At 71.6% G+C, this 22,444-nt stretch carries 21 protein-coding genes; 14 read left to right on the forward strand and 7 right to left on the reverse strand.

The window, feature by feature from the left end:
- The first annotated feature begins 106 nt into the window (after positions 1 to 106).
- The 4 genes from ABT070_RS16695 (at position 107) to ABT070_RS16710 (ending at position 2,769) form a co-directional block, all read left to right on the forward strand.
- A complete protein-coding gene (locus tag ABT070_RS16695; RefSeq protein ID WP_351761427.1) occupies positions 107 to 739 on the forward strand; it encodes an AIM24 family protein in 633 nt (210 codons plus the stop codon).
- A 1-nt stretch (position 740) separates the two neighbouring features.
- The gene (locus ABT070_RS16700) at positions 741 to 1,391 is read left to right on the forward strand and encodes an AIM24 family protein (protein ID WP_351761430.1); all 651 of its coding nucleotides are present in this window, start codon (positions 741 to 743) and stop codon (positions 1,389 to 1,391) included.
- Positions 1,392 to 1,393: 2 nt separating this feature from the next.
- Complete coding sequence (locus ABT070_RS16705) at positions 1,394 to 2,200, forward strand: AIM24 family protein (RefSeq protein ID WP_351761433.1); 807 nt, start codon at positions 1,394 to 1,396, stop codon at positions 2,198 to 2,200.
- 92 nt (positions 2,201 to 2,292) lie between these two features.
- The gene (locus tag ABT070_RS16710) at positions 2,293 to 2,769 is read left to right on the forward strand and encodes a MarR family winged helix-turn-helix transcriptional regulator (RefSeq protein WP_351760677.1); all 477 of its coding nucleotides are present in this window, start codon (positions 2,293 to 2,295) and stop codon (positions 2,767 to 2,769) included.
- Positions 2,770 to 2,805: 36 nt separating this feature from the next.
- Here ABT070_RS16710 and ABT070_RS16715 read toward each other — a convergent pair whose 3' ends face one another.
- On the reverse strand, positions 2,806 to 4,242 hold the full coding sequence (locus tag ABT070_RS16715; protein ID WP_351760679.1) for a sensor histidine kinase: 1,437 nt from the start codon (positions 4,240 to 4,242) through the stop codon (positions 2,806 to 2,808).
- Positions 4,239 to 4,928, reverse strand: a complete 690-nt coding sequence (locus tag ABT070_RS16720; protein ID WP_351760682.1) for a response regulator transcription factor — start codon at positions 4,926 to 4,928, stop codon at positions 4,239 to 4,241. The genes ABT070_RS16715 and ABT070_RS16720 overlap by 4 nt, the downstream gene beginning before the upstream one ends.
- 142 nt (positions 4,929 to 5,070) lie before the next feature.
- Between ABT070_RS16720 and ABT070_RS16725 the strand changes: the two genes are divergently transcribed.
- Positions 5,071 to 5,673: a PepSY domain-containing protein gene (locus ABT070_RS16725; RefSeq protein ID WP_351760684.1), complete on the forward strand. Its 603-nt coding sequence runs from the start codon at positions 5,071 to 5,073 to the stop codon at positions 5,671 to 5,673.
- A 15-nt stretch (positions 5,674 to 5,688) separates the two neighbouring features.
- Here ABT070_RS16725 and ABT070_RS16730 read toward each other — a convergent pair whose 3' ends face one another.
- The 3 genes from ABT070_RS16730 to ABT070_RS16740 all read right to left on the reverse strand — a co-directional run bounded on the left by ABT070_RS16730 (position 5,689) and on the right by ABT070_RS16740 (position 9,381).
- The gene (locus ABT070_RS16730; protein ID WP_351760687.1) at positions 5,689 to 6,915 is read right to left on the reverse strand and encodes an MFS transporter; all 1,227 of its coding nucleotides are present in this window, start codon (positions 6,913 to 6,915) and stop codon (positions 5,689 to 5,691) included.
- 241 nt (positions 6,916 to 7,156) lie between these two features.
- A complete protein-coding gene (gene meaB / locus ABT070_RS16735) occupies positions 7,157 to 8,113 on the reverse strand; it encodes a methylmalonyl Co-A mutase-associated GTPase MeaB (protein WP_351760690.1) in 957 nt (318 codons plus the stop codon).
- A 56-nt stretch (positions 8,114 to 8,169) separates the two neighbouring features.
- Positions 8,170 to 9,381 carry an acetyl-CoA C-acetyltransferase gene (locus tag ABT070_RS16740; protein WP_351760692.1) on the reverse strand — a complete coding sequence of 404 codons (1,212 nt, stop codon included), beginning with the start codon at positions 9,379 to 9,381 and terminating at the stop codon, positions 8,170 to 8,172.
- A 151-nt stretch (positions 9,382 to 9,532) separates the two neighbouring features.
- Between ABT070_RS16740 and mce the strand changes: the two genes are divergently transcribed.
- From mce to ABT070_RS16775, 7 genes are all read left to right on the forward strand, one after another.
- Positions 9,533 to 9,973, forward strand: coding sequence for a methylmalonyl-CoA epimerase (gene mce / locus ABT070_RS16745; RefSeq protein ID WP_351760695.1), 441 nt, complete (start codon positions 9,533 to 9,535; stop codon positions 9,971 to 9,973).
- Positions 9,974 to 10,205: 232 nt separating this feature from the next.
- On the forward strand, positions 10,206 to 14,087 hold the full coding sequence (scy, locus tag ABT070_RS16750; RefSeq protein WP_351760698.1) for a polarized growth protein Scy: 3,882 nt from the start codon (positions 10,206 to 10,208) through the stop codon (positions 14,085 to 14,087).
- Positions 14,088 to 14,270: 183 nt separating this feature from the next.
- Complete coding sequence (locus tag ABT070_RS16755; RefSeq protein ID WP_351760701.1) at positions 14,271 to 15,209, forward strand: coiled-coil domain-containing protein; 939 nt, start codon at positions 14,271 to 14,273, stop codon at positions 15,207 to 15,209.
- 85 nt (positions 15,210 to 15,294) lie between these two features.
- Positions 15,295 to 16,272, forward strand: a complete 978-nt coding sequence (locus ABT070_RS16760; protein WP_351760704.1) for an ABC transporter ATP-binding protein — start codon at positions 15,295 to 15,297, stop codon at positions 16,270 to 16,272.
- 2 nt (positions 16,273 to 16,274) lie between these two features.
- Positions 16,275 to 17,045, forward strand: coding sequence for an ABC transporter permease (locus ABT070_RS16765; protein WP_351760706.1), 771 nt, complete (start codon positions 16,275 to 16,277; stop codon positions 17,043 to 17,045).
- A gap of 110 nt (positions 17,046 to 17,155) precedes the next feature.
- Positions 17,156 to 18,472 (forward strand): ABC transporter ATP-binding protein, encoded by a 1,317-nt coding sequence (locus ABT070_RS16770; RefSeq protein ID WP_351760707.1) that lies wholly within the window; start codon positions 17,156 to 17,158, stop codon positions 18,470 to 18,472.
- Positions 18,469 to 19,350, forward strand: coding sequence for an ABC transporter permease (locus tag ABT070_RS16775; protein WP_351760710.1), 882 nt, complete (start codon positions 18,469 to 18,471; stop codon positions 19,348 to 19,350). Before ABT070_RS16770 ends, ABT070_RS16775 begins: the two co-directional genes overlap by 4 nt.
- 35 nt (positions 19,351 to 19,385) lie before the next feature.
- Here ABT070_RS16775 and ABT070_RS16780 read toward each other — a convergent pair whose 3' ends face one another.
- Positions 19,386 to 19,718 carry an Rv1322 family protein gene (locus ABT070_RS16780; RefSeq protein WP_351760712.1) on the reverse strand — a complete coding sequence of 111 codons (333 nt, stop codon included), beginning with the start codon at positions 19,716 to 19,718 and terminating at the stop codon, positions 19,386 to 19,388.
- Between the two features lie 222 nt (positions 19,719 to 19,940).
- Between ABT070_RS16780 and ABT070_RS16785 the strand changes: the two genes are divergently transcribed.
- The gene (locus ABT070_RS16785) at positions 19,941 to 20,969 is read left to right on the forward strand and encodes an LLM class flavin-dependent oxidoreductase (protein ID WP_351760715.1); all 1,029 of its coding nucleotides are present in this window, start codon (positions 19,941 to 19,943) and stop codon (positions 20,967 to 20,969) included.
- 83 nt (positions 20,970 to 21,052) lie between these two features.
- Here ABT070_RS16785 and ABT070_RS16790 read toward each other — a convergent pair whose 3' ends face one another.
- Positions 21,053 to 21,445 (reverse strand): SCO5389 family protein, encoded by a 393-nt coding sequence (locus ABT070_RS16790; protein ID WP_020131165.1) that lies wholly within the window; start codon positions 21,443 to 21,445, stop codon positions 21,053 to 21,055.
- Between the two features lie 310 nt (positions 21,446 to 21,755).
- On the opposite strand from ABT070_RS16790, the gene nucS reads away from it, so the two are divergent.
- Positions 21,756 to 22,427 (forward strand): endonuclease NucS, encoded by a 672-nt coding sequence (gene nucS / locus ABT070_RS16795; RefSeq protein WP_351760717.1) that lies wholly within the window; start codon positions 21,756 to 21,758, stop codon positions 22,425 to 22,427.
- Positions 22,428 to 22,444 lie beyond the last annotated feature (17 nt).

Here is a 22,444-nt window from a genome sequence, read left to right on the forward strand (position 1 = left end):
TCGCCCATTGTGGCAAACGGTCCGCCTGAGGGTGCGTTCAGGGTCGTTCTCCACCCCCGGGTGCTGTTCGGCGCACCCGTCCGGCCGCTACCTTCACAGCGTGGCGATGTTTCGACTTCAAGGCAGCAAGGTGCTCGCCGTCGACATGACCGGGGACGCCGTGAAGGCGAAGAACGGCTCGATGGTCGCGTACGACGGGCAGATGGCGTTCAAGAAGCTCAGCGGCGGCGGTGAGGGCATCCGGGGGATGGTCACCCGACGGCTCACCGGCGAGCAGATGACCATGATGGAGGTGAGGGGGCAGGGCACGTGCTGGCTGGCCGATCGCGCCTCCGAGATCAATCTCGTCCAGCTCCGGGGGGACAAGCTGTACGTCGAGTCCAGCAACCTGCTCGCGACCGACGCCGGACTCAGGACCGGGACGAGTTTCACCGGACTGCGCGGCGCGACCCAGGGCAACGGACTCTTCACGACGACCGTCGAGGGCTCCGGCCAGGCGGCCATCACCTCGGACGGGCCGGCCGTGGTGCTGCGCGTCAGCCCGCAGTACCCGCTGACCGTCGACCCCGGCGCCTATGTCGCGCACCAGGGCAACGTCCGGCAGACCTTCCAGTCCGGTGTGACCTTCCGCACCTTCATGGGCGAGGGCGGCGGCGAGGCCTTCCAGATCCGGTTCGAGGGGGACGGCCTGGTGTACGTCCAGCCGAGCGAGCGCAACACGATCGCGGGGGATGTGTGAGATGACCTTCCGCGAGATCAACTCCAAGATGGTCGAGGCGACCGTCGTCCCCGGCCAGCGGCTCTTCAGTCAGCGCGGCGCCATGCTCGCCTACCGCGGCGAGGTGGCCTTCACCCCCAACGTCCAGGGCGGCCAGGGCGGGGTGATGTCCATGATCGGGCGGCGGCTCGCCAACGAGGACACCCCCCTGATGACCGTCGAGGGCAGCGGCACGGTCCTCTTCGGGCACGGCGGCCACCACGTCCAGGTCATCCGGCTCACCGGCGACACGCTGTACGTCGAGGCGGACCGTCTGCTCGCCTTCGAGGGCACCCTCCAGCAGGGCACGATGTTCCTGGGCTCCCAGGGCGGGGTCATGGGCATGGTCCGCGGCCAGGTCAGCGGACAGGGTCTGTTCACCACCACCCTGAAGGGGCACGGGGCCGTCGCCGTGATGGCCCACGGCGGAGTCTTCGAGGTGCCGATCACCCCGCAGCGCCCGGTCCACGTCGACCCCCAGGCCTATGTCGCCCACCACGGCGACGTCCGCAACAAGCTGTCGACGGCCCTGGGCTGGCGGGACATGGTGGGCCGGGGCTCCGGCGAGGCGTTCCAGCTGGAGCTGAGCGGCAACGGTGCGGTGTTCGTCCAGGCGTCGGAGGAGAAGCTGTGAGCATGTACGGGGCTCCGGGCGGCGGCCCGACGGTGCACGACCCGATGACCCTGCCGGTCGACGACAACGTCAACAGCTACACCTTCTGCGTGGAGCTCAAGGGGAGCCAGTGGTTCCTCCAGAAGGGGAAGATGATCGCCTACTACGGGTCGATCGACTTCAACGGCATCGGACACGGCCGTCTGGACCGTCTGGTCCGCACTTCGTTCCATTCGCCTCTGCACGCAAGCGACTGGGTCGTGGCCGAGGGTTCGGGCAAGATGCTCCTCGCCGACCGGGCCTTCGACGTGAATTCGTACGACCTGGAAGACGGCAACCTGACCATTCGCTCGGGCAATCTGCTCGCCTTTCAGCCAACTTTGTCCCTCAAGCAGTCGATCGTGCCGGGATTTCTCACGCTGATCGGAACCGGCAAGTTCGTCGCGGCATCTAACGGTCCGGTGGTGTTCATGGAACCCCCGATCCGGGTCGATCCGCAGGCGCTCGTCGGCTGGGCCGACTGCCCCTCTCCGTGCCATCACTACGACCACGGGTACATGACCGGCCTGATGGGCGGTCTACGTGCGCTGACCGGCCTCGGAGGGGCTTCCGGGGAGGAGCACCAGTTCGAGTTCGTGGGCGCCGGGACGGTGCTTCTCCAGTCGACCGAGCTGCTCATGGCGGAGCAGGCGACGGGGGCGGTTCCGCACGAGCCGGGAGTGCCCGGCGCGGGCGCCGGACCCGGTGGGCACGGTGGCCATGGAGCGCAAACCGGCGCACCGCGCCTTCCCGGACAGCTGGGGGACCTCCAGCGTCGCTTCGGGCTGTGAGCGGTAGTCTGCGGAGTGTGACATCGAACGCGTGCGCACCGTCACACCACCCTCACTAGTTCGCCTTTCAACATTTTAGGTAGACTTCATTTATGGAGACCGAAACGGCCACGCGCTGGCTGACCGATGCGGAGCAGTGCGCCTGGCGCACCCACCTGGAGGTCAACAGGCTGTTGACGTACCAGCTCGAAAAGGATCTCCAACCGTTCGGCCTGACCATGAACGACTACGAGATTCTGGTGAATCTCTCCGAGTCGGAGGGCGTCCGGATGCGGATGAGCGACCTCGCGTCCGCCACCCTCCAGTCCAAGAGCCGTCTCTCGCACCAGATCACCCGCATGGAGAGCGCCAACCTGGTGCGCCGTGAGAACTGCGAGTCCGACCGCCGCGGCCTCTACGCGGTCCTGACCGAGCACGGTCTGGAGACGATGCAGAAGGTCGCGCCCCATCACGTGGAGTCGGTGCGCCGGCACTTCATCGACCATCTCTCCCCCGAGTCCACGACGGAACTGTCCAAGGCGCTGAAGCCCGTCGCGGAACACCTCCGCGGGCAGCGGGGACGCCCGTGAGGGACTCCCGCTAGGCGATCGGTTCAGGCGATCGGTCTAGACGGTCGGCAGGCGGAGCTCGAACAGGGCTCCGCCTGTCGGCGTCTCACGGACCGTGAGCGTGCCACCGTGCCGGACGGCCACGTCCCGGGCGATCGCCAGGCCGAGCCCCGCCCCGCCCTCGTCGCGGCCGCGTGCGTCGTCCAGCCGTACGAAGCGCTCGAAGATCCGCTCCCGGTCCGCCTCGGGCACCCCGTCCCCGTCGTCGGCGACCTCAACGACGGCCTGCCCGCCCACCCTGCGCACGGTCACGGTGACGGCCGAACGGGTGTGCCGCCGCGCGTTGTCCAGCAGGTTGGCCAGCACCCGCCCCAGCTGCCCCCGCGATCCGGCCACCTCCGCGGACCCCGCCCGCGCGCACTCCGCGTCCACCACCACCTCCGGTCGCCCGGCGGCCTCCTCCCGCGCCAGCGCCGCCAGGTCCACCCGCGCGCCGGCCACCGGCCCCTCCCCCGCGTCCAGCCGCGCGAGCAGCAGCAGGTCGGCGGCCAGCCGCTGGAGCCGGACGGTGTCCTCGACGGCGCCCGGCACATCCAGCAGCCCGGGGTGCGCGACGCCCACTTCGAGCTGGGTGCGCAGCGAGGCGATGGGGCTGCGCAGTTCGTGGGAGGCGTCGGCGACGAACCTGCGCTGTCGTTCCACGGAGGCCTCCAGCGCGGCCAGCGTCTCGTTCGTCGTGCGGGCGAGCCGGGCGACCTCGTCGTGGGTGTCCGGTTCGGGCACACGCCGGGTCAGGTCCGCGGCGGCGGTGATCGCGGCCATCTCCCGCCGGATGCCCTCGACCGGCCGCAGGGCCCGCCGGGTGACCAGCCAGGTCACTCCCGCGACCACGGCGAGCAGCAGCGGGAAGCCGATCAGCATGACGGTGAGCGCGGTGCGTACGGCACTCCGCTCGGCCGTCAGCGACGCCCCCGCGTACACGGTGAGCGGGCCCTTCTCCGGGTCCCGGACCTCGACGGCGGCGAAGCGGTAGTCGGCCGTGTCGCCGTCCACGGTCGCGGAGCCGTCGCCGAACCGGGTCTCGTCGCCGATCTCACCGGGGTCCAGCAGGTCCTGGGCCGAGTCGTCGTCGCCGTTCTCGCCGTCCTCCCCCGGGTCCTCCCCGGCGTCCTCCCGCGCCCGCACCGTGCTCGTGCCGGCGCCGCTGATCCGCTCCAGGTCCTCGGTGGCGGCGACCTGCTCGCCGTTCGCGTCGACCACCCGGACCGGCCGCTCGTCGTCGTCCAGCGGGGAGAGCCTGTCGTACGGCGTGCCGAGGGCCAGCTGGGCGGCGACGGTCCGGGCGGTGCGCTCGGCCTGTCCGCCGGCCTGGCCGGTCAGACTGGAGCGCAGGGACAGCAGCACGGCCGCCCCCGCCGCGAGGAGCGCCACGGCGACCACGAAGGTGGCGCCGAGCGTCGCCCGGGCCCGCACGGAGCCGAGCCGGCGGCTCATCGCGCCGTCTCCGGCCGCTCCAGCCGGTAACCGGCGCCGCGTACCGTCCGGATGAACCCGGCGCCCAGCTTGCGGCGCAGCGCGCTGACGTACACCTCGACGATGTTGGGGTCGCCGTCGTAGGCGAAGTCCCAGACGTGTTCGAGGATCTCGGTCTTGGACACCACCTCGCCCGCCCGCAGGACCAGTTGTTCCAGAACGGCGAACTCCTTCGCGGTGAGCGCGGCTTCGACCTCCGTGCCCGCGTCGCGCAGATACACGCGGCGGGCGGCGGTGTCGACCTTCAGACCGCCCAGGACGTGCACGGCCGAGGCTCCGGCGCCCGGACCGCGCCGGCGCAGCAGCGCCTTGACCCGGGCCACGAGGACGACGTACGAGAACGGCTTGGTGAGGTAGTCGTCCGCGCCGGTGTCCAGGCCCTCCGCCTCGTCGTACTCGCCGTCCTTGGCGGTGAGCATGAGGATCGGGACGTCGTTCCCGGCGGCGCGCAGGGTGGCGCAGACGCGGTAGCCGTTCATGCCGGGGAGCATGATGTCGAGGACGATCAGGTCGTACGGCGATTCGCTCGCCCGGTGCAGCCCCTCGAGGCCGTCGTGGACGACGTCCACGGCGTAGCCCTCGGCGGTCAGGCCGCCGGCGAGCGACCGGGCAAGTCGCTTCTCGTCCTCCACGATCAACAGCCGCATGGCACCAGGGTCCCAAACCGCACCTGAAGCGATCTTCAGGTTGCTTCAGCGTGCCTTCAGGTGCGTTCGGGCAGCTTGGTTCCCGTCGAAGCCCGAGCATGCCGAAAGCGGGCCGGAAGCAAAGCATCCAGGAGGAGTCCTCATGAAGCGCAAGCTCGTCATCGCCGCCGTCGCCGCGTCCGTCGTGATCGGCGGGGGTACGGCGGTCGCCTTCGCCGACGACGAGCCGCGAACCGGCTCGGCCGAGGTGCGGGCCGCCGGGCCGGTGGCCGCCGACCGGGCCGAGAGGAGCACGGCGGGCTCCTCGGAGGTCACCGCCGCCGAGGTGATCGCGGCCGCGCTGCGGCACACGCCGGGCACCGCCGTCGGCGCCGACCGGGAGGACGACGGCGCCGACGCGGGCACCTGGCACGTGGACGTCGTCGACGCCGACGGCGTCGGGCGGACCGTCGCCGTCTCCCCCGACACCGGCAAGGTCGTCGCCGTCCACCGCGACGCCGACGACAGCGACGACACCGCCGACAATGACGACGCCGCCGAAGCCCGCGAGGACCTCGCCGCGCTGGAGGGCGCGAGCGTCGACGCCCACGAGGCGGCGCTGGCCGTCGCCGCCGAGGGCGCGGTGACCGACGTCGACCTGGACGACGACGACAGCGCCGCGGTGTGGAGCGTGGACACCGCCACGGCCGGCGAGTGGCAGGTCGACGTGCGCACGGGCAAGGTCACCCAGGACCTCGACGACTGACCGGGCGCCCGGCCGTCAGACGAGGGGCACGAGATCGCTCGTGCCCCTCCGGACGCCTCTGGCGACGGCCGCCGCCGTCATCAGCACCACCGCTCCGGTCAGCGCGAAGCACACCGCCACCGGCAGCCGCCCGGCCAGTGCTCCGGCGACCGCCGTACCGGCCGTGCTGCCCGCGTTGACGGCCGTGTTGACCCACGCCCCGGCGCGCACCCGGGCCTCGGGCGCGGCGATCTCGTCGGCGATGAGATACGCCGTGGTGATCGCCGGCGACACGAAGAACCCGGCGGCCGCGACGGCGACGGCCAGCGTGCCGAGCCCCGGCGCGAGTCCCGCACCGCACAGCGTCAGGCCCAGTCCCGCCGCGAGCAGCGGCAGCCGCACCCCGGCCGGCGCCCGCCAGGTGACGGCCCCGTTGAGCAGCCCGCCGACGGCGCTGCCGGCCGACAGCGCGGCCAGCACCCAGGCGGCGCTCGCCCCGCCGGTGCCGTGCCCGTGGCGCTCGGCGAAGGCCACGACCAGCAGATCGACCACGCCCAGCGCCAGCCCCACGCCCGCGATGGCGGCCACCGGCCGCCCGAGCCCGCGCAGAGCGCCGCCGCCGCGCCGGGCGGTGGCCTTCCCCGGCCCCACCGCCCGCACGGCCGGCGACGACAGGAACCCGGCCGTGCCCCCGGCCATCAGGGCCGCCCCGACGACGATCCCCGCGGCCGGCGGTGCGAAGCCGACGAGGACTCCGACCAGCAACGGCCCGGTGACGAAGAGGAGTTCCTCGGCGACGCCGTCGAGGCTGTACGCACGCTGGAGCAGGGCGCGGTCCGGGGTGAGCCTGGCCCACACCGCCCGCATGGTGGGCCCCAGCGGCGGCACACAGGCGCCCGCGGTGGCGGCGAGGGCGCCCAGCACGGGAGCCGGGGCGCCGGCCGGGCGCGCGAGGGCCAGGGTCAGCAGGGCGAGCACCGCGAGGTAGGCGGCGGTCATCGGCAGGAGTGCCCGGCGTGGCCCGTGCCGGTCGATGAGGGCCGCCCTGGCGGGCGACAGGAAGACGGTCGTCGCCCCGAACAGGGCCATCACCGTGCCCGCCACCGCGTACGAGCCCGAGGAGCGGGTCACGGCGAGCATCAGGGAGAGCGGGACGATCCCGTACGACAGCCGTCCGGTCAGGGCGGCGGCGAAGGTACGGCGGGCGTGCGGAACGCGCAGGACGACGGCATACGAAGGCCGCACGGCAGGCGAAGCGGACATGAGGAGTTCCTCGACTCATGGCAGGAGAAAGGGGACGCCGGAGCGCCGCGAGCCGGGCGGCGGCAGCCGCTCACCGGTCGCGGGCCGAGGCGGGCCCTATGCCAGGAGGAGGAACATGAACGCGACCGTATCAGCGCGGCCCGGGCGCCGACGACGCCTTTTGCGAACGGCTCGTCGGCTCGCCGGCTCACCCCCACGGCGCCGCGCATCGGCCCGGGTCAGCCCTGGGCCAGCCCCCGGGTCAGCCCTGGGTCAGTCCCGCCACCAGTTCGTCCGCCGCCCGGTAGGGGTCCAGTCCGCCGGCGACGATGCGCTCGGCGAGCGCGCTCAGCCGGCGGTCGCCGTGCAGGTCCCCGATGCGTTCGCGCAGGGCGGTGACGGCGATCGTCTCGACCTCGCGGGCCGCGCGGGAGCGGCGCCGCTCGGCGAGGACGCCGTGCTCCTCCATCCACGCGCGGTGCTTCTCCAGCGCCTCGACGACCTCGTCGATGCCCTCGGCGCGGGCGGCGACCGTCTTCACGATCGGCGGCCGCCAGTCCCCGGGTCCGCGGGCCTCCCCGAGGCCGAGCATGTGATTCAACTCACGTGCGGTGGCGTCGGCGCCGTCCCGGTCGGCCTTGTTGACGACGTAGACGTCGCCGATCTCCAGGATCCCCGCCTTGGCGGCCTGGATCCCGTCACCCATGCCGGGGGCCAGCAGGACGACACTGGTGTCCGCCTGCGACGCGATCTCGACCTCCGACTGACCGACGCCGACCGTCTCGACGAGGATCACGTCGCAGCCCGCCGCGTCCAGCACCCGGATCGCCTGCGGGGCCGACCAGGCGAGGCCGCCCAGGTGGCCGCGGGTGGCCATCGAACGGATGTACACGCCGGGGTCGGAGGCGTGCTCCGACATCCGGACGCGGTCGCCGAGCAGGGCGCCGCCGGAGAACGGTGAGGACGGGTCGACGGCCAGCACCCCGACCCGTCTGCCCTGCTTGCGGTAGGCGGTGACCAGCGCGGACGTCGACGTGGACTTGCCCACGCCCGGCGAACCGGTCAGGCCCACCACATACGCGTTGCCCGTGAGCGGGGCCAGCGCCTCCATGACCTCCCTGAGCTGCGGGGACGCCCCCTCCACCAGGGAGATCAGCCGGGCCACGGCCCGCGGCCGGCCTTCCCTGGCCTGGGCGACCAGCGAGGAGACGTCCTGCATCACAGCTCCGTTCGGATCCATTCAGGGTGAGATGTGCACGAGGCGGGCGACGGAACTCAGGCCTTGGGCACCCGCACGATCAGCGCGTCGCCCTGACCGCCGCCGCCGCACAGCGCGGCCGCGCCCACGCCGCCGCCCCGGCGCCTGAGCTCCAGGGCCAGGTGCAGGACGAGGCGGGCGCCGGACATGCCGATCGGGTGACCCAGGGCGATGGCGCCGCCGTTCACGTTCACCTTTTCCGTGGACACGCCGAGGTCCTTCATTGACTGCACCGCCACGGCGGCGAAGGCCTCGTTGATCTCGACCAGGTCCAGGTCGGAGACCTCCAGGCCGTCCTTCTTCAGGGCGTGCAGGATGGCGTTGGAGGGCTGGGACTGGAGCGAGTTGTCCGGCCCGGCCACATTGCCGTGGGCGCCGATCTCGGCGATCCACGTCAGGCCCAGCTGCTCGGCCTTGGCCTTGCTCATCACGACCACGGCCGCCGCGCCGTCGGAGATCTGCGAGGAGGTGCCCGCGGTGATCGTGCCGTCCTTGGTGAACGCCGGGCGGAGCTTGCCCAGGGACTCCGCGGTGGTGTCGGCGCGGATGCCCTCGTCCTTGCTGAAGACGACCGGCTCACCCTTGCGCTGCGGGATCTCGACCGGGGTGATCTCGGCCTCGAAGATGCCGTTCTTCTGCGCGGCGGCGGCCCTCTGATGGCTCAGCGCGGCGATCTCGTCCTGCTCCGGGCGCGCGATCCCGAGCCGTGTGTTGTGCTTCTCCGTGGACTCGCCCATGGCGATGTTCTCGAAGGCGTCGGTGAGACCGTCGTACGCCATCGCGTCGAGCATCTCGATGGCGCCGTACTTGAAGCCCTCGCGGGACTTCGGCAGCAGGTGCGGGGCGTTGGTCATGGACTCCTGGCCGCCGGCCACCACGATGTCGAACTCACCCGCGCGGATCAGCTGGTCGGCCAGCGCGATCGCGTCGAGGCCCGACAGGCACACCTTGTTGATCGTGAGCGCCGGGACGCTCATCGGGATGCCGGCCTTGACCGCGGCCTGACGGGCCGGGATCTGGCCCGCCCCGGCCTGGAGCACCTGCCCCATGATCACGTACTGCACCTGGTCGCCACCGATCCCCGCACGGTCGAGGGCGGCCTTGATCGCGAAGCCGCCGAGGTCGGCTCCGGAGAAGGTCTTCAGAGAGCCCAGCAGCCGCCCCATGGGCGTCCGCGCGCCCGCGACGATCACCGAGGTCGTGCCGTTGGAACCAGTCGATTGAGTCATGAGCTGCGATTCCCCTTACCGGCCTGCACTGGCCGAGGAGTGAACGAGGGTTTACTTCGAATGTACTGAGCGGTAGTCCGCCCCGTCACCGGCCCTTCAGTGTGATCGCGCGCACGTTGCGTAACCACGTCCGGCGCGCTGCACTGACAGCATGCTGACGCGAATCGACCACATCGGGATCGCCTGCCACGACCTCGACGCAACCGTCGAGTTCTACCGTTCCACGTACGGCTTCGAGGTGTTCCACTCCGAGGTCAACGAGGAGCAGGGCGTGCGCGAGGCCATGCTCAAGATCAACGATACGTCCGACGGCGGGGCCTCCTACCTCCAGCTCCTGGAGCCGACCCGGCCGGATTCCACCGTCGCCAAGTGGCTGGACAAGAACGGCGAGGGCGTCCATCACATCGCTTTCGGTACGGCGGATGTGGACGCGGACTCCGCGGACATCAAGGACAAGGGCGTACGCGTTCTGTACGAAGAGCCGCGACGCGGCTCCATGGGGTCACGAATCACCTTCCTGCATCCAAAGGATTGCCACGGAGTACTGACAGAACTGGTCACTTCGGCGCCTGTTGAGTCACCTGAGCACTGACCCTCGTACATATGGGCCGGTAGGGTTGGGGGCGGTCGCCGCTCACACCGGGGCGACCCGGTCCTGCCGTACGGCGGCGGGACGCAGCCGGGGTCCGGGTGTCGGGGGACGAGCGTCGGGGCAGCAGCCCATGCTCCGTCGTTGATCTGACACCATTCCCCGGGAGCCCCGTTCGGCGGATGGACGGAGCTCGTACGGGAAGCATGCGACCAGGGACGGATGGGACCGCGCAGTGCGGGGCTACGAGAGCCAGGAGCGGGAGCCGGCGGCTGACGTCGACCACCTGACTCGGTTCGAAGCCGAGATGAAGCGGCTGAAGACCGAGCGGGAAAAGGCGATCCAGCATGCCGAGGACCTCGGCTACCAGGTCGAGGTGCTGCGCGCCAAGTTGCACGAGGCGCGCCGCACCATCATGTCCCGGCCCGCCTTCGACGGCGGCGACATCGGGTACCAGGCCGAGCAGATGCTGCGTAACGCGCAGATGCAGGCCGACCAGTTGCGGCAGGACGCCGAACGGGAGCTGAGCCAGGCCCGCGCGCAGACGCAGCGGATCCTCCAGGAGCACGCCGAACAGGCGGCCCGGCTCCAGGCGGAGCTGCACCAGGAGGCGGTGGCCCGTCGCCAGCAGCTCGACCAGGAGCTGGCGGAACGCCGGCAGAACGTCGAGTCGCACGTCAACGAGAACGTGGCGTGGGCCGAGCAGTTGCGGGCCCGCACCGAGGCCCAGGCGCGCCGGCTGCTCGACGAGTCGCGGGCCGAGGCCGAGCAGTCCCTGACGGCCGCGCGCGCCGAGGCCGAGCGAGTGGCCACCGAGGCCCGCCAGCGGCTCCAGGTGGACGCCGAGGCGACCCGCGCGGAGGCCGAGCAGCTGCTGCTGCGGGCCCGCACGGACGCCGAGCGCCTGCTGAACGCCGCCTCCAGCCAGGCCCAGGAGGCCAGCGACCACGCCGAGCAGCTGCGCACCTCCACCGTCACGGAGTCCGACGCGGCCCGCCGGCAGGCCGGTGAGCTCAGCCGCGCCGCCGAGCAGCGCATGTCCGACGCCGAGGAGGCGCTGCGCAAGGCGCAGGCCGAGGCCGACAAGGTGCTCACGGAGGCGAAGGCGGCCGCCGAGAAGGCGCTCGCCGGCGCGGAGGCGGCCAAGGAGCAGCGCACCCGTACGGCGAAGGAGCAGGTCGCCCGGCTGGTCACCGAGGCCACCAAGGAGGCCGAGAACACCAAGGCGGACGCCGAGCAGCTCGTCGCCGACGCCCGCACCGAGGCCGAGAAGATCGTCGCGGAGGCCTCCGAGAAGGCCCGCACGATCACCGCCGAGGAGAGCGCGACCCAGCTGTCGAAGGCGGCGAAGACCGCCGAGGACGTCCTGAACAGGGCGCAGGAGGACGCGCAGAACACCACCAAGGCCGCCGCCGAGGAGGCCGAGCGGATCCGTCGCGAGGCGGAGACCGAGGCGGACCGGCTGCGCGCCGAGGCGCACGACATCGCCGAACAGCTCAAGGGCTCCGCGAAGGACGACACCAAGGAGTACCGCGCCAAGACGGTCGAGCTCCAGGAGGAGGCCCGTCGGCTGCGCGGCGAGGCCGAGCAGCTGCGCGCCGACGCGGTCGCCGAGGGCGAGAAGATCCGCGCGGAGGCCCGCAAGGAGGCCGTCCAGCAGATCGAGGAGGCGGCCAGGACCGCCGAGGAGCTGCTGTCCAAGGCGAAGGCCGACGCGGACGAGCTGCGCCAGAAGGCCACCTCGGACAGCGAGAAGGTGCGCACCGAGGCCATCGAGCGCGCCACCACGCTGCGCCGGCAGGCCGAGGAGACCCTGGAGCGCACCCGCGCGGAGGCCGAGCGCCAGCGCGACGAGGCGGTGGAGCTGGCCGAGACCATCACCTCGAACGCCGAGGAGGCCGCGCGCGAGCTGCGCGAGGAGACCGAACGCGGGGTCGAGGCCCGGCAGGCGGAGGCCGCCGACGAACTGACCCGGCTGCACACCGAGGCGGAGTCCCGGCTCGCCTCCGCCGAGCAGGCGCTCACCGACGCCCGCGAGGAGGCCGCGCGGATCCGCCGCGAGGCCGGCGAGGAGACCGACCGGCTGCGCTCAGAGGCTGCGGAGCGGATCCGCACACTCCAGCAGCAGGCCGCCGCCGAGGTGGACCGGCTGCGCAACGAGGCCGCCGCCGACGCGTCCGCCTCGCGCGCCGAGGGCGAGGCCGTCGCCGTACGGCTGCGTTCCGAGGCCGCCGCCGAGGCGGAGCGGCTCAAGTCGGAGGCGCAGGACACCGCCGACCGCGTGCGCGCGGAGGCCCAGGCCGCCGCCGAGCGGCTGGCCACCGAGGCGTCCGAGACGCTGGCCGCCGCCCAGGAGGAGGCGCTCCGGCGCCGCCGCGAGGCCGAGGAGCTCCTCGGTTCCGCCCGCCAGGAGGCGGACCAGGAGCGCGAGCAGGCCCGTCGGCAGAGCGAGGAACTGCTGGCCTCCGCGCGCAAGCGCGTGGAGGAGGCCCAGACCGAGGCCGTCCGGTTGGTCGAGGAGGCCGACCGGCGGGCCAACGAGATGGTGTCGGCGGCCGAGCAGCACGCGCAGCAGGTGCGGGAGTCCGTCGCCGGGCTGCACGAGCAGGCGCAGGACGAGATCAACGGGCTGCGTTCCGCCGCCGAGCACGCGGCGGAACGTACCCGGCGCGAGGCCGAGGAGGAGGCGGACCGGGTCCGTTCCGACGCCTACGCGGTGCAGGAGCGCGCGGCCGAGGACGCGAACCGGGTCCGGCGGGAGGCGAGCGAGGCGTCGGAGGCGGCGCAGGCGCTGGCCGAGCAGACCGTCGGCGAGGCGATCGCGGAGGCGGAGCGGATGCGCTCGGAGGCGTCCGCGCACGCCCAGCGGATCCGCACCGAAGTCTCGGACGCCGTCGCCCAGGCCGACCAGGACGCCTCGCGCACCAGGGCGGACGCCCGGGACGACGCCAACCGCATCCGCTCGGACGCGGCGACGCAGGCCGACACCCTCATCACCGAGGCCCGCAACGAGGCGGAGCGGCTCCAGACGGAGACCATCGCGGAGGCCGAGCGCCTCCAGTCCGAGACGATTGCGGAGGCCGACCGGCTGCGGGCCGAGTCGGTCGCCAAGGCGGAGAAGCTGATCTCGGACGCCGCCGGGGACGCGGAGCGGCTGCGCGCCGACGCCGCCGAGACGGTGGGTTCCGCGCAGCAGGCCGCCGAACGGATCCGCGCCGAGTCCGAGCGCGTCAGGACGTCGGCGGCGGCGGAGGCCGACCGGCTGATGAGCGTCGCCCGCGAGGAGGCCGACTCGACGCTGGACGAGGCCCGCAAGGAGGCCAACAAGCGGCGCTCCGAAGCGGCCGAGCAGGTCGACACGCTCATCACGGAGACCGCGGCCGAGGCGGACAAACTGCTCACGGAGGCTCAGCAGCAGGCGCAGCAGGCCACGGCGGACGCGGAGGCGCAGGCCGACTCGATGGTCGGCGCGGCCCGCAACGAGGCCGAGCGGCTGGTCTCCGAGGCGACGGTCGACGGCAACTCCCGGGTGGAGAGGGCCCGTACGGACGCCGACGAACTGCTGGTCGGCGCCCGCCGCGACGCGACCGCGATAAGGGAGCGGGCGGAGGAGCTGCGCGACCGCATCACGAGGGAGATCGAGGGGCTGCACGAGCGGGCCCGTCGCGAGGCCGCCGAGACGATGAAGTCGACCGGCGACCGCTGCGACGCGCTCATCAAGGCGTCCGAGGAGCAGCTCGCCAAGGCACAGGCGAAGGCGAAGGAGCTGGTGTCGGACGCCAACTCCGAGGCGGGCAAGGTCCGCATCGCCGCCGTGAAGAAGGCCGAGGGGCTCCTCAAGGAGGCCGAGCAGAAGAAGGCGACGCTCGTACGGGAGGCCGAGGAGCTCAAGGCCGAGGCGATCCGCGAGGCGCGGCGCACGGTCGAGGAGGGCAAGCGCGAGCTGGAGGTCCTGGTGCGCCGGCGTGAGGACATCAACGCCGAGATCTCCCGGGTCCAGGACGTGCTGGAGGCGCTGGAGTCCTTCGAGGTCCCGACCGGTGGCAAGGACGGGGGCGTCAAGGCGGGTGCCGCCATCGGGGCTCCCCGGTCGGGTGGGAAGCCGTCGGACGGCTAGCGGAATGTGTGAATTGCGTTAAAGTCTGATGCCTTTGACCGGACCTTTGGCAAGTGGTGCGCCGCTCAGCCACCCAAAAGGGGTGTCATTCTCCAGATCAAACACGCATACGCTCGATGACACACCGTTCAGGCCCCTAGGATTCCACCTATCACCTCACCGGTCTCATTCGACAGGAACCCCATGAGCGACACTTCCCCCTACGGCTTCGAGCTTGTGCGGCGTGGGTACGACCGCGCTCAGGTGGACGAACGCATCTCGAAGCTCGTCTCCGACCGTGACAGCGCTCTGGCTCGTATCACTGCTCTGGAAAAGCGCATCGAGGAGCTCCACCTCGAGACGCAGAACGCCCAGGCTCAGGTAAGCGACGCGGAGCCGTCGTACGCCGGTCTCGGCGCGCGTGTCGAGAAGATCCTCCGCCTCGCCGAGGAAGAGGCCAAGGATCTGCGCGAGGAGGCCCGTCGCGCGGCCGAGCAGCACCGTGAGCTCGCCGAGTCGGCGGCCCAGCAGGTGCGCAACGACGCAGAATCGTTCGCTGCGGAGCGCAAGTCCAAGTCCGAGGACGAGGGCGTCCGGATCGTCGAGAAGGCCAAGAGCGACGCGTCGCAGCTGCGTTCCGAGGCGCAGAAGGACGCGCAGTCGAAGCGTGAGGAGGCGGACGCCCTCTTCGAGGAGACCCGTGCCAAGGCCGCGCAGGCCGCCGCCGACTTCGAGACCAACCTCGCCAAGCGCCGCGAGCAGTCGGAGCGCGACCTGGCGTCCCGTCAGCAGAAGGCGGAGAAGCGTCTCGCGGAGATCGAGCACCGCGCGGAGCAGCTGCGCCTGGAGGCCGAGAAGCTGCGCACCGACGCCGAGCGCCGGGCCCGTCAGACCGTCGAGACGGCGCAGCGCCAGGCCGAGGACATCGTGGCCGACGCCAATGCCAAGGCGGACCGGATCCGTTCCGAGTCCGAGCGCGAGCTGGCGGCCCTCACCAACCGCCGCGACAGCATCAACGCCCAGCTGACGAACGTCCGCGAGATGCTCGCCACGCTGACCGGTGCCGCGGTGGCCGCGGCCGGCACGCCGTCCACGGACGACGAGCCGATCTCCCGCGGGGTCCCGGCGCAGCAGTCCCGGTAACGTCCGCCGGTACGGCGGACGAACATCGGCGAAGCCCTCCGCCACTCCGGTGGCAGAGGGCTTTGCCGCGCTTTAGCGTGGCCGCATGATCGAGCTGTCGGGCCTGACGAAGCGGTACGGCGAGAAGGTCGCGGTGAACAACCTCACCTTCACCGTCAGACCGGGCATCGTCACGGGCTTCCTCGGTCCCAACGGCGCCGGCAAGTCGACCACCATGCGGATGCTGCTGGGCCTCGACCGGCCGACCGCCGGGGACGTCCGGATCGACGGGCAGCACTACGACCGGCTGAAGGACCCCCTCAAGTACATCGGCGCCCTGCTGGACGCGAAGGCCATGCACGGCGGGCGCAGTGCCTTCAACCATCTGCTGTGCCTGGCGCAGAGCAACGGCATCCCGAAGAGCCGGGTGCACGAGGTGCTGGACACCGTCGGTCTCACCTCCGTGGCGAGGAAGAAGGCCAAGGGTTTCTCGCTGGGCATGGGGCAGCGGCTGGGCATCGCGGGCGCGCTCCTCGGCGACCCCCGGATCCTGATGTTCGACGAGCCGGTCAACGGCCTCGACCCCGAGGGCATCCACTGGATCCGCAACCTGATGAAGTCGCTCGCCGCGCAGGGGCGGACCGTGTTCGTCTCCTCCCACCTCATGAGCGAGATGGCGCTGACCGCCGATCACCTCGTCGTCATCGGGCAGGGCCGGCTGCTCGCCGACACCTCGATGGCCGACTTCATCGCGCAGAACTCTCGCTCGTTCGTCCGTATCCGTACCCCGCAGCGGGAGCGGCTGCTGGACGTGCTGCACGGCGCCGGGGTCCTGGTCGTCGAGTCCGGCAGCGGGGTGCTGGAGGTCGACGGCGGCAGGTCCGAGCACCTCGGGGAGCTGGCCGCGCAGCACCAGATCGTGCTGCACGAGCTGAGCCCCCAGCGGGCCTCCCTGGAGGAGGCGTTCATGCAGCTGACCGCGGAGTCGGTGGAGTACCACGCGCACACGGACACGCCCCCCGGACCGCTCGATCGGGTCGAGCGGCCCGAACCGCAGTGGGGCGACGACTGGACGAGGAGCTGATGATGGCGGCGACCCAGGTCATCCGGTCCGAGTGGACCAAGATCCGGTCGGTGGCCTCCACCGTGTGGACGCTCTCCCTCGCCGTGGTGGTCACCATCGCCCTCGGCATGCTGATCGCCGCGCTGTCGAGGAACGAGTTCGACAACATGAGCCGCGACGACCGGCTCTCCTTCGACCCCACCTTCATCAGCTTCGCCGGGATGAGCCTCGGCCAGCTCGCGATGATCGTGTTCGGGGTGCTGGTGGTGTCGAACGAGTACAGCACCGGCATGATCCGCACCTCGCTGGCCGCCGTTCCGCAGCGCGGCACCTTCCTGTTCAGCAAGATCGCGGTGGCCACCGGGCTCGCGCTGGCCGTGGGGCTGGCCACCAGCTTCGTCACGTTCTTCCTGGGGCAGGCCATGCTCGGCTCCCACAAGGCGTCGATCGGGGACAGCGGGGTCCTGCGGGCGGTCATCGGCGGCGGTCTGTACATGACGCTCATCGCCGTGTTCTCGATGGGCGTGGCCACGATGCTGCGCTCGCCGATGCTGTCGCTGGGCATCCTGATGCCGTTCTTCTTCCTGATCTCCAACATCCTCGGCAACGTCTCCGCGACGAAGAAGATCGGCCGGTATCTGCCCGACCAGGCCGGCAGCAAGATCATGCAGGTGGTCACGCCGATCGACGACGACACCCCGTACGGGCCCTGGGGCGGGTTCGGAATCATGGCGCTGTGGGCCCTCGCCGCGCTCGCGGGCGGCTACCTCCTGCTGAAGAAACGCGACGCGTAACGCTTTGGGCTTTGCTTTCATTTGAGCGGAACCGTCAGCGCCCCGATAGTCTCCTAACCCTTACGGGGGCGTGTGCCCTGCTGTCCTGAACCTTTCGATGGGTGCGGAGCATGATCGAAGCAGTCGGCCTGACCAAGCGCTATGGCGACAAGACCGCTGTGTACAACCTTTCCTTCCAGGTACGGCCCGGTGCCGTCACCGGCTTCCTCGGGCCCAACGGCTCGGGCAAGTCGACGACCATGCGGATGATCCTCGGCCTGGACAACCCGACGTCCGGGACGGTGACGATCGGCGGCTACCCGTACCGCAGGCTGCCGAACGCCGCCCGCCAGGTGGGCGCCCTGCTGGACGCCAAGGCCGTGCACGGCGGCCGGCACGCCCGCAACCACCTGCTGAGCCTGGCCCAGCTGTCCGGCATCCCGGCCCGGCGGGTCGACGAGGTGCTCGGCGTGGTCGGCCTCCAGGACGTGGCGCGCAAGCGCTCCAAGGGCTTCTCCCTGGGCATGGGCCAGCGGCTCGGCATCGCGGCCGCGCTGCTCGGCGACCCGCAGGTGCTGCTCTTCGACGAGCCGGTCAACGGCCTCGACCCCGAGGGCATCCTCTGGGTGCGCAACCTGATGAAGTCGCTGGCCGCCGAGGGCCGCACGGTGTTCGTCTCCTCCCACCTCATGAGCGAGATGGCGGTGACCGCGGATCACCTGATCGTCATCGGGCGCGGGCAGCTGCTCTCCGACATGAGCGTGACGGACTTCATCTCGGCCAACTCCGCGGACTTCGCGCGCGTGCGCACCCCGCACACCGAACCCCAGCTGCGCGAGAAGCTGGCCTCCGCGCTCACCGAGGCGGGCGGCCATGTGCTGCCCGAGCAGGACGGCGCGCTGCGGGTGACCGGGCTGCCGCTGCCGCGCATCAGCGACATCGCCCACGACGCCGACGTACGCCTGTGGGAGCTGTCGCCGCACCAGGCCTCGCTGGAGGAGGCGTACATGCGGATGACGCAGGGCGCCGTCGACTACCGGTCGACCATCGACCAGAAGGCCGGCCTCCAGCAGCAGCTGCCGCCCGGCGCGCAGCCGCCGATGCCGGTGCCGGGTCAGGGCCAGCCGGGCTGGTACGCCCCGCCGCCCCCGCAGCACCCCGGCTACGCGCCCCCGCAGCCGGCCCAGACGCCCCCGGCGGCCCCCTACGGGTCTTACGGCGCCCCGGCGGCACCCGGCGCGGCGCCCGGCCCGAACGGGGCCAACCCGTACGCGCAGGCGCCCGCACAGGCCCCGGCCCAGCCGTCCGCCCCGGCCGCGTCGCCGGCGGCGGCACCGCCCGCCCCGGTGGCCGCCGCGCCCGCGCCGGCCCCGGCAGCTCCCGCCGCACCTGCCGCACCCGCACCCGCCCCCGACGCCGCCCCGACCAAGTCCGAGGACGCCCGATGAGCACCCCGCAGCACCCGTCGCCGCAGGCCGCGCCCGCCTGGCAGGGGGCGCCCGGTCCCGCGTACGCCGCGGCCGGCCCCGCCTACACCTCGCCGATCCCGATCGTGCGCACGCACCTCGGGCACGCCGTCGCCTCGGAGTGGACGAAGATCCGGTCGGTGCGCTCCACGATGTGGACGCTGGGCGTGTTCGTGCTGCTCGTCGTCGGCATCGGGCTGCTGGCCGGCGCCGTCGTCGCCGCGAACGCGACCGAGGGCGACCTCGCGGGCGACACCGCCCTGTCGTTCGGCTTCTTCGGACTGCTCCTGGGCAGCATGTGCATCATCACGCTCGGCGTGCTGACCACGGCCTCGGAGTACGGCACCGGCATGATCCGGACGACGATGGTGGCCTGCCCGTCCCGCGGCCGGGTGCTCGCCGCGAAGGCGGTCGTGTTCTTCGCCGTCGCGTTCGTCGTGACGCTCGTGTCCTCGGCCTTCGTCGCCATGGTGGACGTGGGCATGCTGGGCGACGCCCGGCAGCCGACCGGCTCGGAGTGGCTCAAGGCCACTTTCGGCGTGTCCCTCTACATCGCGCTGCTCGGGCTGATCTCGCTGGCCGTCGGCTCGATCATCCGGCACTCGGCCGGCGCCATCACCATCATGATCGGCGTTCTGCTGGCCCCGCTGGTCATCGCGATCTTCATGTTCTCGTCCTCGCTGGAGGACCTGCGCCAGGCCCTGTTCGAGTACTCGATCCCGAACCAGCTGAGCGTCTTCTACTCGACCTCGCTCAGCGACAGCGGCCCGAGCGGCTGGGACCCGCTGTGGATCGCGCTCGGCGTGACCGCCGCCGTGCTCGGCGGCGCCTTCGCCCTGCTGGAGAAGCGCGACGTCTGACGGCCGGGTCTCCGGCATGATCCGCCGGACAGGCCCTAGAACTTCGGAGCGTTACGTGACCGCCGCACCCCCGGGGTGCGGCGGTCACGTGCGTTCCAGCACGCCTTGTGCCAGTGCCGGCGGTCGTCGACGCCCGCGTGCTCGGGCCAGACGACGACATGCGGCACGCCGTCGGGGATCAGCTGGTCGCAGCCGGGGCACCGGTAGGCCTTGCCCTGGGCGCTCGCGCCGGCCACGTGCCGCACGCTCCACTGCTCGCCCTGCCAGCTCTCCCCCGACTGCCAGCCGCCGTACCGGCTCGTGCGGTCGTCCTCGGCACTCTGGCCGGACGGGCCCTCACCCTTGGGTCGGTTGCGACGCGGGGACACGGGACACCTCACGGGGCTATACAGGGAGCAGGATTGGTGTCCAGCCTACGCGGCGTGCGCGCGGGTACCCGTAGGGCAGCGGTCCCCACAAGTCGCCCTCCCCGACGTCCCATTCTCCAGACAATCCGCAAATCTCTCCGCCAGGCCGTGTCCTCGGCACGTGTCAGACGGTTATGCCGGGTGGGGGAGCTCCGTGTCGGAGCCAAGGAAGCAGGAAAGTCCATGCGCGTTGGAAGTTTCGTGTTGGGAGCCCAGTTCCCCGGCCAGGGTCAGGGAGAGGCGCTCCACCGCGCGGTCCGCTCGGCCGAGGTGGCCGAGGAAGCGGGCCTCGACTCGGTCTGGCTGGCCGAGCACCACTTCGTGCCGTACGGCACGTGCCCGTCGGCGGTCACACTCGCCGCCCTGCTGCTGGGCCGAACCAGCCGCATCCGGGTCGGCACGGCGGTCAGCGTACTGCCCACCGTCCACCCCGTCGCCCTGGGCGAACAGGCCGCCCTGCTGCATGTGACGAGCGGCGGCCGCTTCTCGCTGGGCGTGGGGCGCGGCGGCCCGTGGGTCGACCTGGAGGTGTTCGGCGCGGGCCTGGAGGCGTACGAGCAGGGGTTCCCGGAATCACTCGATCTGCTGGTTCGCTGGCTGCGCGACCCCTCGGTGGGGGCCGACGGCGAGCGGTTCCGCTTCCGTGAAGTCCCGGTCGTCCCCCGGCCGTCGGAGGCGCTGACGGACGCGTCGGGTCCGGAGGTCGTGGTCGCGTGCACCTCGCCGGCGAGCGTGCGGCTGGCCGCCGAGCGCGGGCTGCCGATGCTCCTCGGCATGCACGTGGGGGACGAGGAGAAGGCCGAGATGGTCGCCGCGTGGCGGCAGTACGCGCGCGCGGCCGGGCGGTCCGGGGACGAGATCCGGGGCGCGGCGCATGTCTCGGCGGGCGTCTGCCAGATCGCGGACCGGCGCACGGACGCGGTGGAGACCCTGGTGAAGGCGATGCCGGGCTGGCTGAGGCAGGGGCTCGACGCGCATGTCACCGTCGACGGCCGGGCCCGCTCCATGCGGGACCCGGTGGCATACACCGAACTGCTCTGCGGGCTGCACCCGGTGGGCACCCCGCGGCTGTGCGTCGACCGTCTCGCGGCGACCGGCGAACGGACCGGCATCTCGCGTTTCGCGCTGCTGGTCGAAGGTTCCGGCGACCTGGCGGCCACCGAGGAGAACGTACGGCGGCTGGGCTCGGAGGTGCTCCCCCACCTCCGGTGAACAGCCCAGCCGGCCGCGAGGCTTGCCGCTCCCGTACTGATGGAACCTCCCGCGTCAGGAGCGGCAAGCAACAGGCTCACGTGTCAGCAGTCCCGGAATTCCGGGGACTGGTTCAGCACCTGGCTGCGGACCGAGGTGAAACGGGCGAGCTTCTCGTCGACAGCCGGCTCCAACGGGAACACCGCCACCCGGTGGCAGTTCTGGAAGGCCAGCCGCACACCGAAGTGCCGCTGGAGCGCGCCGCGTATGGCGTCGCTCGCGAGCGCGCGCAGCAACTGCCCGCGTGCCTGCTCGTCCGGCGGGGGCGTCTGGTTGTCGGCGAAGTCTCCGCCGTCCACCTTCAGCTGTGCCACCAGGGAGCTGACCATCTCCCATGCGTAAGGCAGGGAGGTCCGGACGCAGTCGACGAATTCTGCTTCGTCGACCTCGCCTCGCTCGGCCTGTTCGAGTAGGGCCGGTGAGACGTCGAGCGACATGGGTACTCCTCTCGCACCCCCGGAACAACAGGGGTTGCCGGACAGGGAAAGGGAGTTCGCACGCCGAAACACCGCACACGCTGAGTACACGCATCGCGACCTCCCGTTCACTACGGTAGGCAACGGACCGTGACCGCACCAGGAGAATGGGCACATAGGGAACCCCCAGTGGGCACACAATCGGCCACTGTCGAATGATCGTTTTCCAGGTCGAAAGGGGCGGGCCCGAAGGGGCTCCGGTTGCGGGTGGTGGGGGGAGACGGGCGGGCGAATCGCGTGCGCGGCGGGGCGTCGGATAGCGTTGCGGACCATGCGTCTCGTCATCGCCCGGTGCTCCGTGGACTACGCCGGCCGGCTCACCGCCCACCTGCCCTCCGCCCCTCGTCTCATCCTGGTGAAGGCGGACGGCAGCGTCTCGATCCACGCGGACGACCGGGCCTACAAGCCCCTCAACTGGATGTCGCCGCCCTGCACGCTGAAGGAGGGCGCGGGCGACGAGGAAGGCGTCTGGACCGTCGTCAACAAGGGCGGAGAGAAGCTCATCATCACGATGGAGGAGATCCTCCACGACTCGTCGCACGAACTCGGTGTCGATCCCGGCCTGATCAAGGACGGCGTGGAAGCACACCTCCAGGAACTGCTCGCCGACCGCATCGAGATCCTCGGCGACGGCTACACCCTCATCCGCCGCGAGTACATGACCGCCATCGGCCCGGTCGACATCCTGTGCCGGGACGCCGCGGGCCAGACCGTCGCGGTGGAGATCAAGCGCCGCGGCGAGATCGACGGCGTCGAGCAGCTCACCCGGTATCTGGAGCTGCTGAACCGCGACCCGCATCTCGCCCCCGTCCGCGGTGTCTTCGCGGCCCAGGAGATCAAGCCCCAGGCCCGGGTGCTGGCCACGGACCGCGGCATCGGCTGCCAGGTCCTGGACTACAACGCGATGCGGGGCATCGAGGACGACAAGCTGCGGCTGTTCTGACCCGCTCACCCGCACGA

It is taken from the genome of Streptomyces sp. NPDC002884 (assembly GCF_040295245.1).
In the GTDB taxonomy this organism is placed as follows: Bacteria; Actinomycetota; Actinomycetes; order Streptomycetales; family Streptomycetaceae; genus Streptomyces.

What these genes read in the sequence shown, in the direction of transcription:
- ABT070_RS16705 (WP_351761433.1), top strand. Translation starts at nt 1,394, where the DNA reads ATGTACGGGGCTCCGGGCGGCGGCCCGACGGTGCACGACCCGATGACC.
- meaB (WP_351760690.1), bottom strand. Translation starts at nt 8,113, where the DNA reads ATGCAGGACGTCTCCTCGCTGGTCGCCCAGGCCAGGGAAGGCCGGCCG.
- ABT070_RS16730 (WP_351760687.1), bottom strand. Translation starts at nt 6,915, where the DNA reads ATGTCCGCTTCGCCTGCCGTGCGGCCTTCGTATGCCGTCGTCCTGCGC.
- ABT070_RS16770 (WP_351760707.1), top strand. Translation starts at nt 17,156, where the DNA reads ATGATCGAAGCAGTCGGCCTGACCAAGCGCTATGGCGACAAGACCGCT.
- ABT070_RS16710 (WP_351760677.1), top strand. Translation starts at nt 2,293, where the DNA reads ATGGAGACCGAAACGGCCACGCGCTGGCTGACCGATGCGGAGCAGTGC.
- ABT070_RS16725 (WP_351760684.1), top strand. Translation starts at nt 5,071, where the DNA reads ATGAAGCGCAAGCTCGTCATCGCCGCCGTCGCCGCGTCCGTCGTGATC.
- ABT070_RS16775 (WP_351760710.1), top strand. Translation starts at nt 18,469, where the DNA reads ATGAGCACCCCGCAGCACCCGTCGCCGCAGGCCGCGCCCGCCTGGCAG.
- nucS (WP_351760717.1), top strand. Translation starts at nt 21,756, where the DNA reads ATGCGTCTCGTCATCGCCCGGTGCTCCGTGGACTACGCCGGCCGGCTC.
- ABT070_RS16785 (WP_351760715.1), top strand. Translation starts at nt 19,941, where the DNA reads ATGCGCGTTGGAAGTTTCGTGTTGGGAGCCCAGTTCCCCGGCCAGGGT.
- ABT070_RS16715 (WP_351760679.1), bottom strand. Translation starts at nt 4,242, where the DNA reads ATGAGCCGCCGGCTCGGCTCCGTGCGGGCCCGGGCGACGCTCGGCGCC.
- ABT070_RS16700 (WP_351761430.1), top strand. Translation starts at nt 741, where the DNA reads ATGACCTTCCGCGAGATCAACTCCAAGATGGTCGAGGCGACCGTCGTC.
- ABT070_RS16760 (WP_351760704.1), top strand. Translation starts at nt 15,295, where the DNA reads ATGATCGAGCTGTCGGGCCTGACGAAGCGGTACGGCGAGAAGGTCGCG.
- ABT070_RS16765 (WP_351760706.1), top strand. Translation starts at nt 16,275, where the DNA reads ATGGCGGCGACCCAGGTCATCCGGTCCGAGTGGACCAAGATCCGGTCG.
- ABT070_RS16740 (WP_351760692.1), bottom strand. Translation starts at nt 9,381, where the DNA reads ATGACTCAATCGACTGGTTCCAACGGCACGACCTCGGTGATCGTCGCG.
- ABT070_RS16720 (WP_351760682.1), bottom strand. Translation starts at nt 4,928, where the DNA reads ATGCGGCTGTTGATCGTGGAGGACGAGAAGCGACTTGCCCGGTCGCTC.
- ABT070_RS16695 (WP_351761427.1), top strand. Translation starts at nt 107, where the DNA reads ATGTTTCGACTTCAAGGCAGCAAGGTGCTCGCCGTCGACATGACCGGG.
- ABT070_RS16790 (WP_020131165.1), bottom strand. Translation starts at nt 21,445, where the DNA reads ATGTCGCTCGACGTCTCACCGGCCCTACTCGAACAGGCCGAGCGAGGC.
- ABT070_RS16755 (WP_351760701.1), top strand. Translation starts at nt 14,271, where the DNA reads ATGAGCGACACTTCCCCCTACGGCTTCGAGCTTGTGCGGCGTGGGTAC.
- mce (WP_351760695.1), top strand. Translation starts at nt 9,533, where the DNA reads ATGCTGACGCGAATCGACCACATCGGGATCGCCTGCCACGACCTCGAC.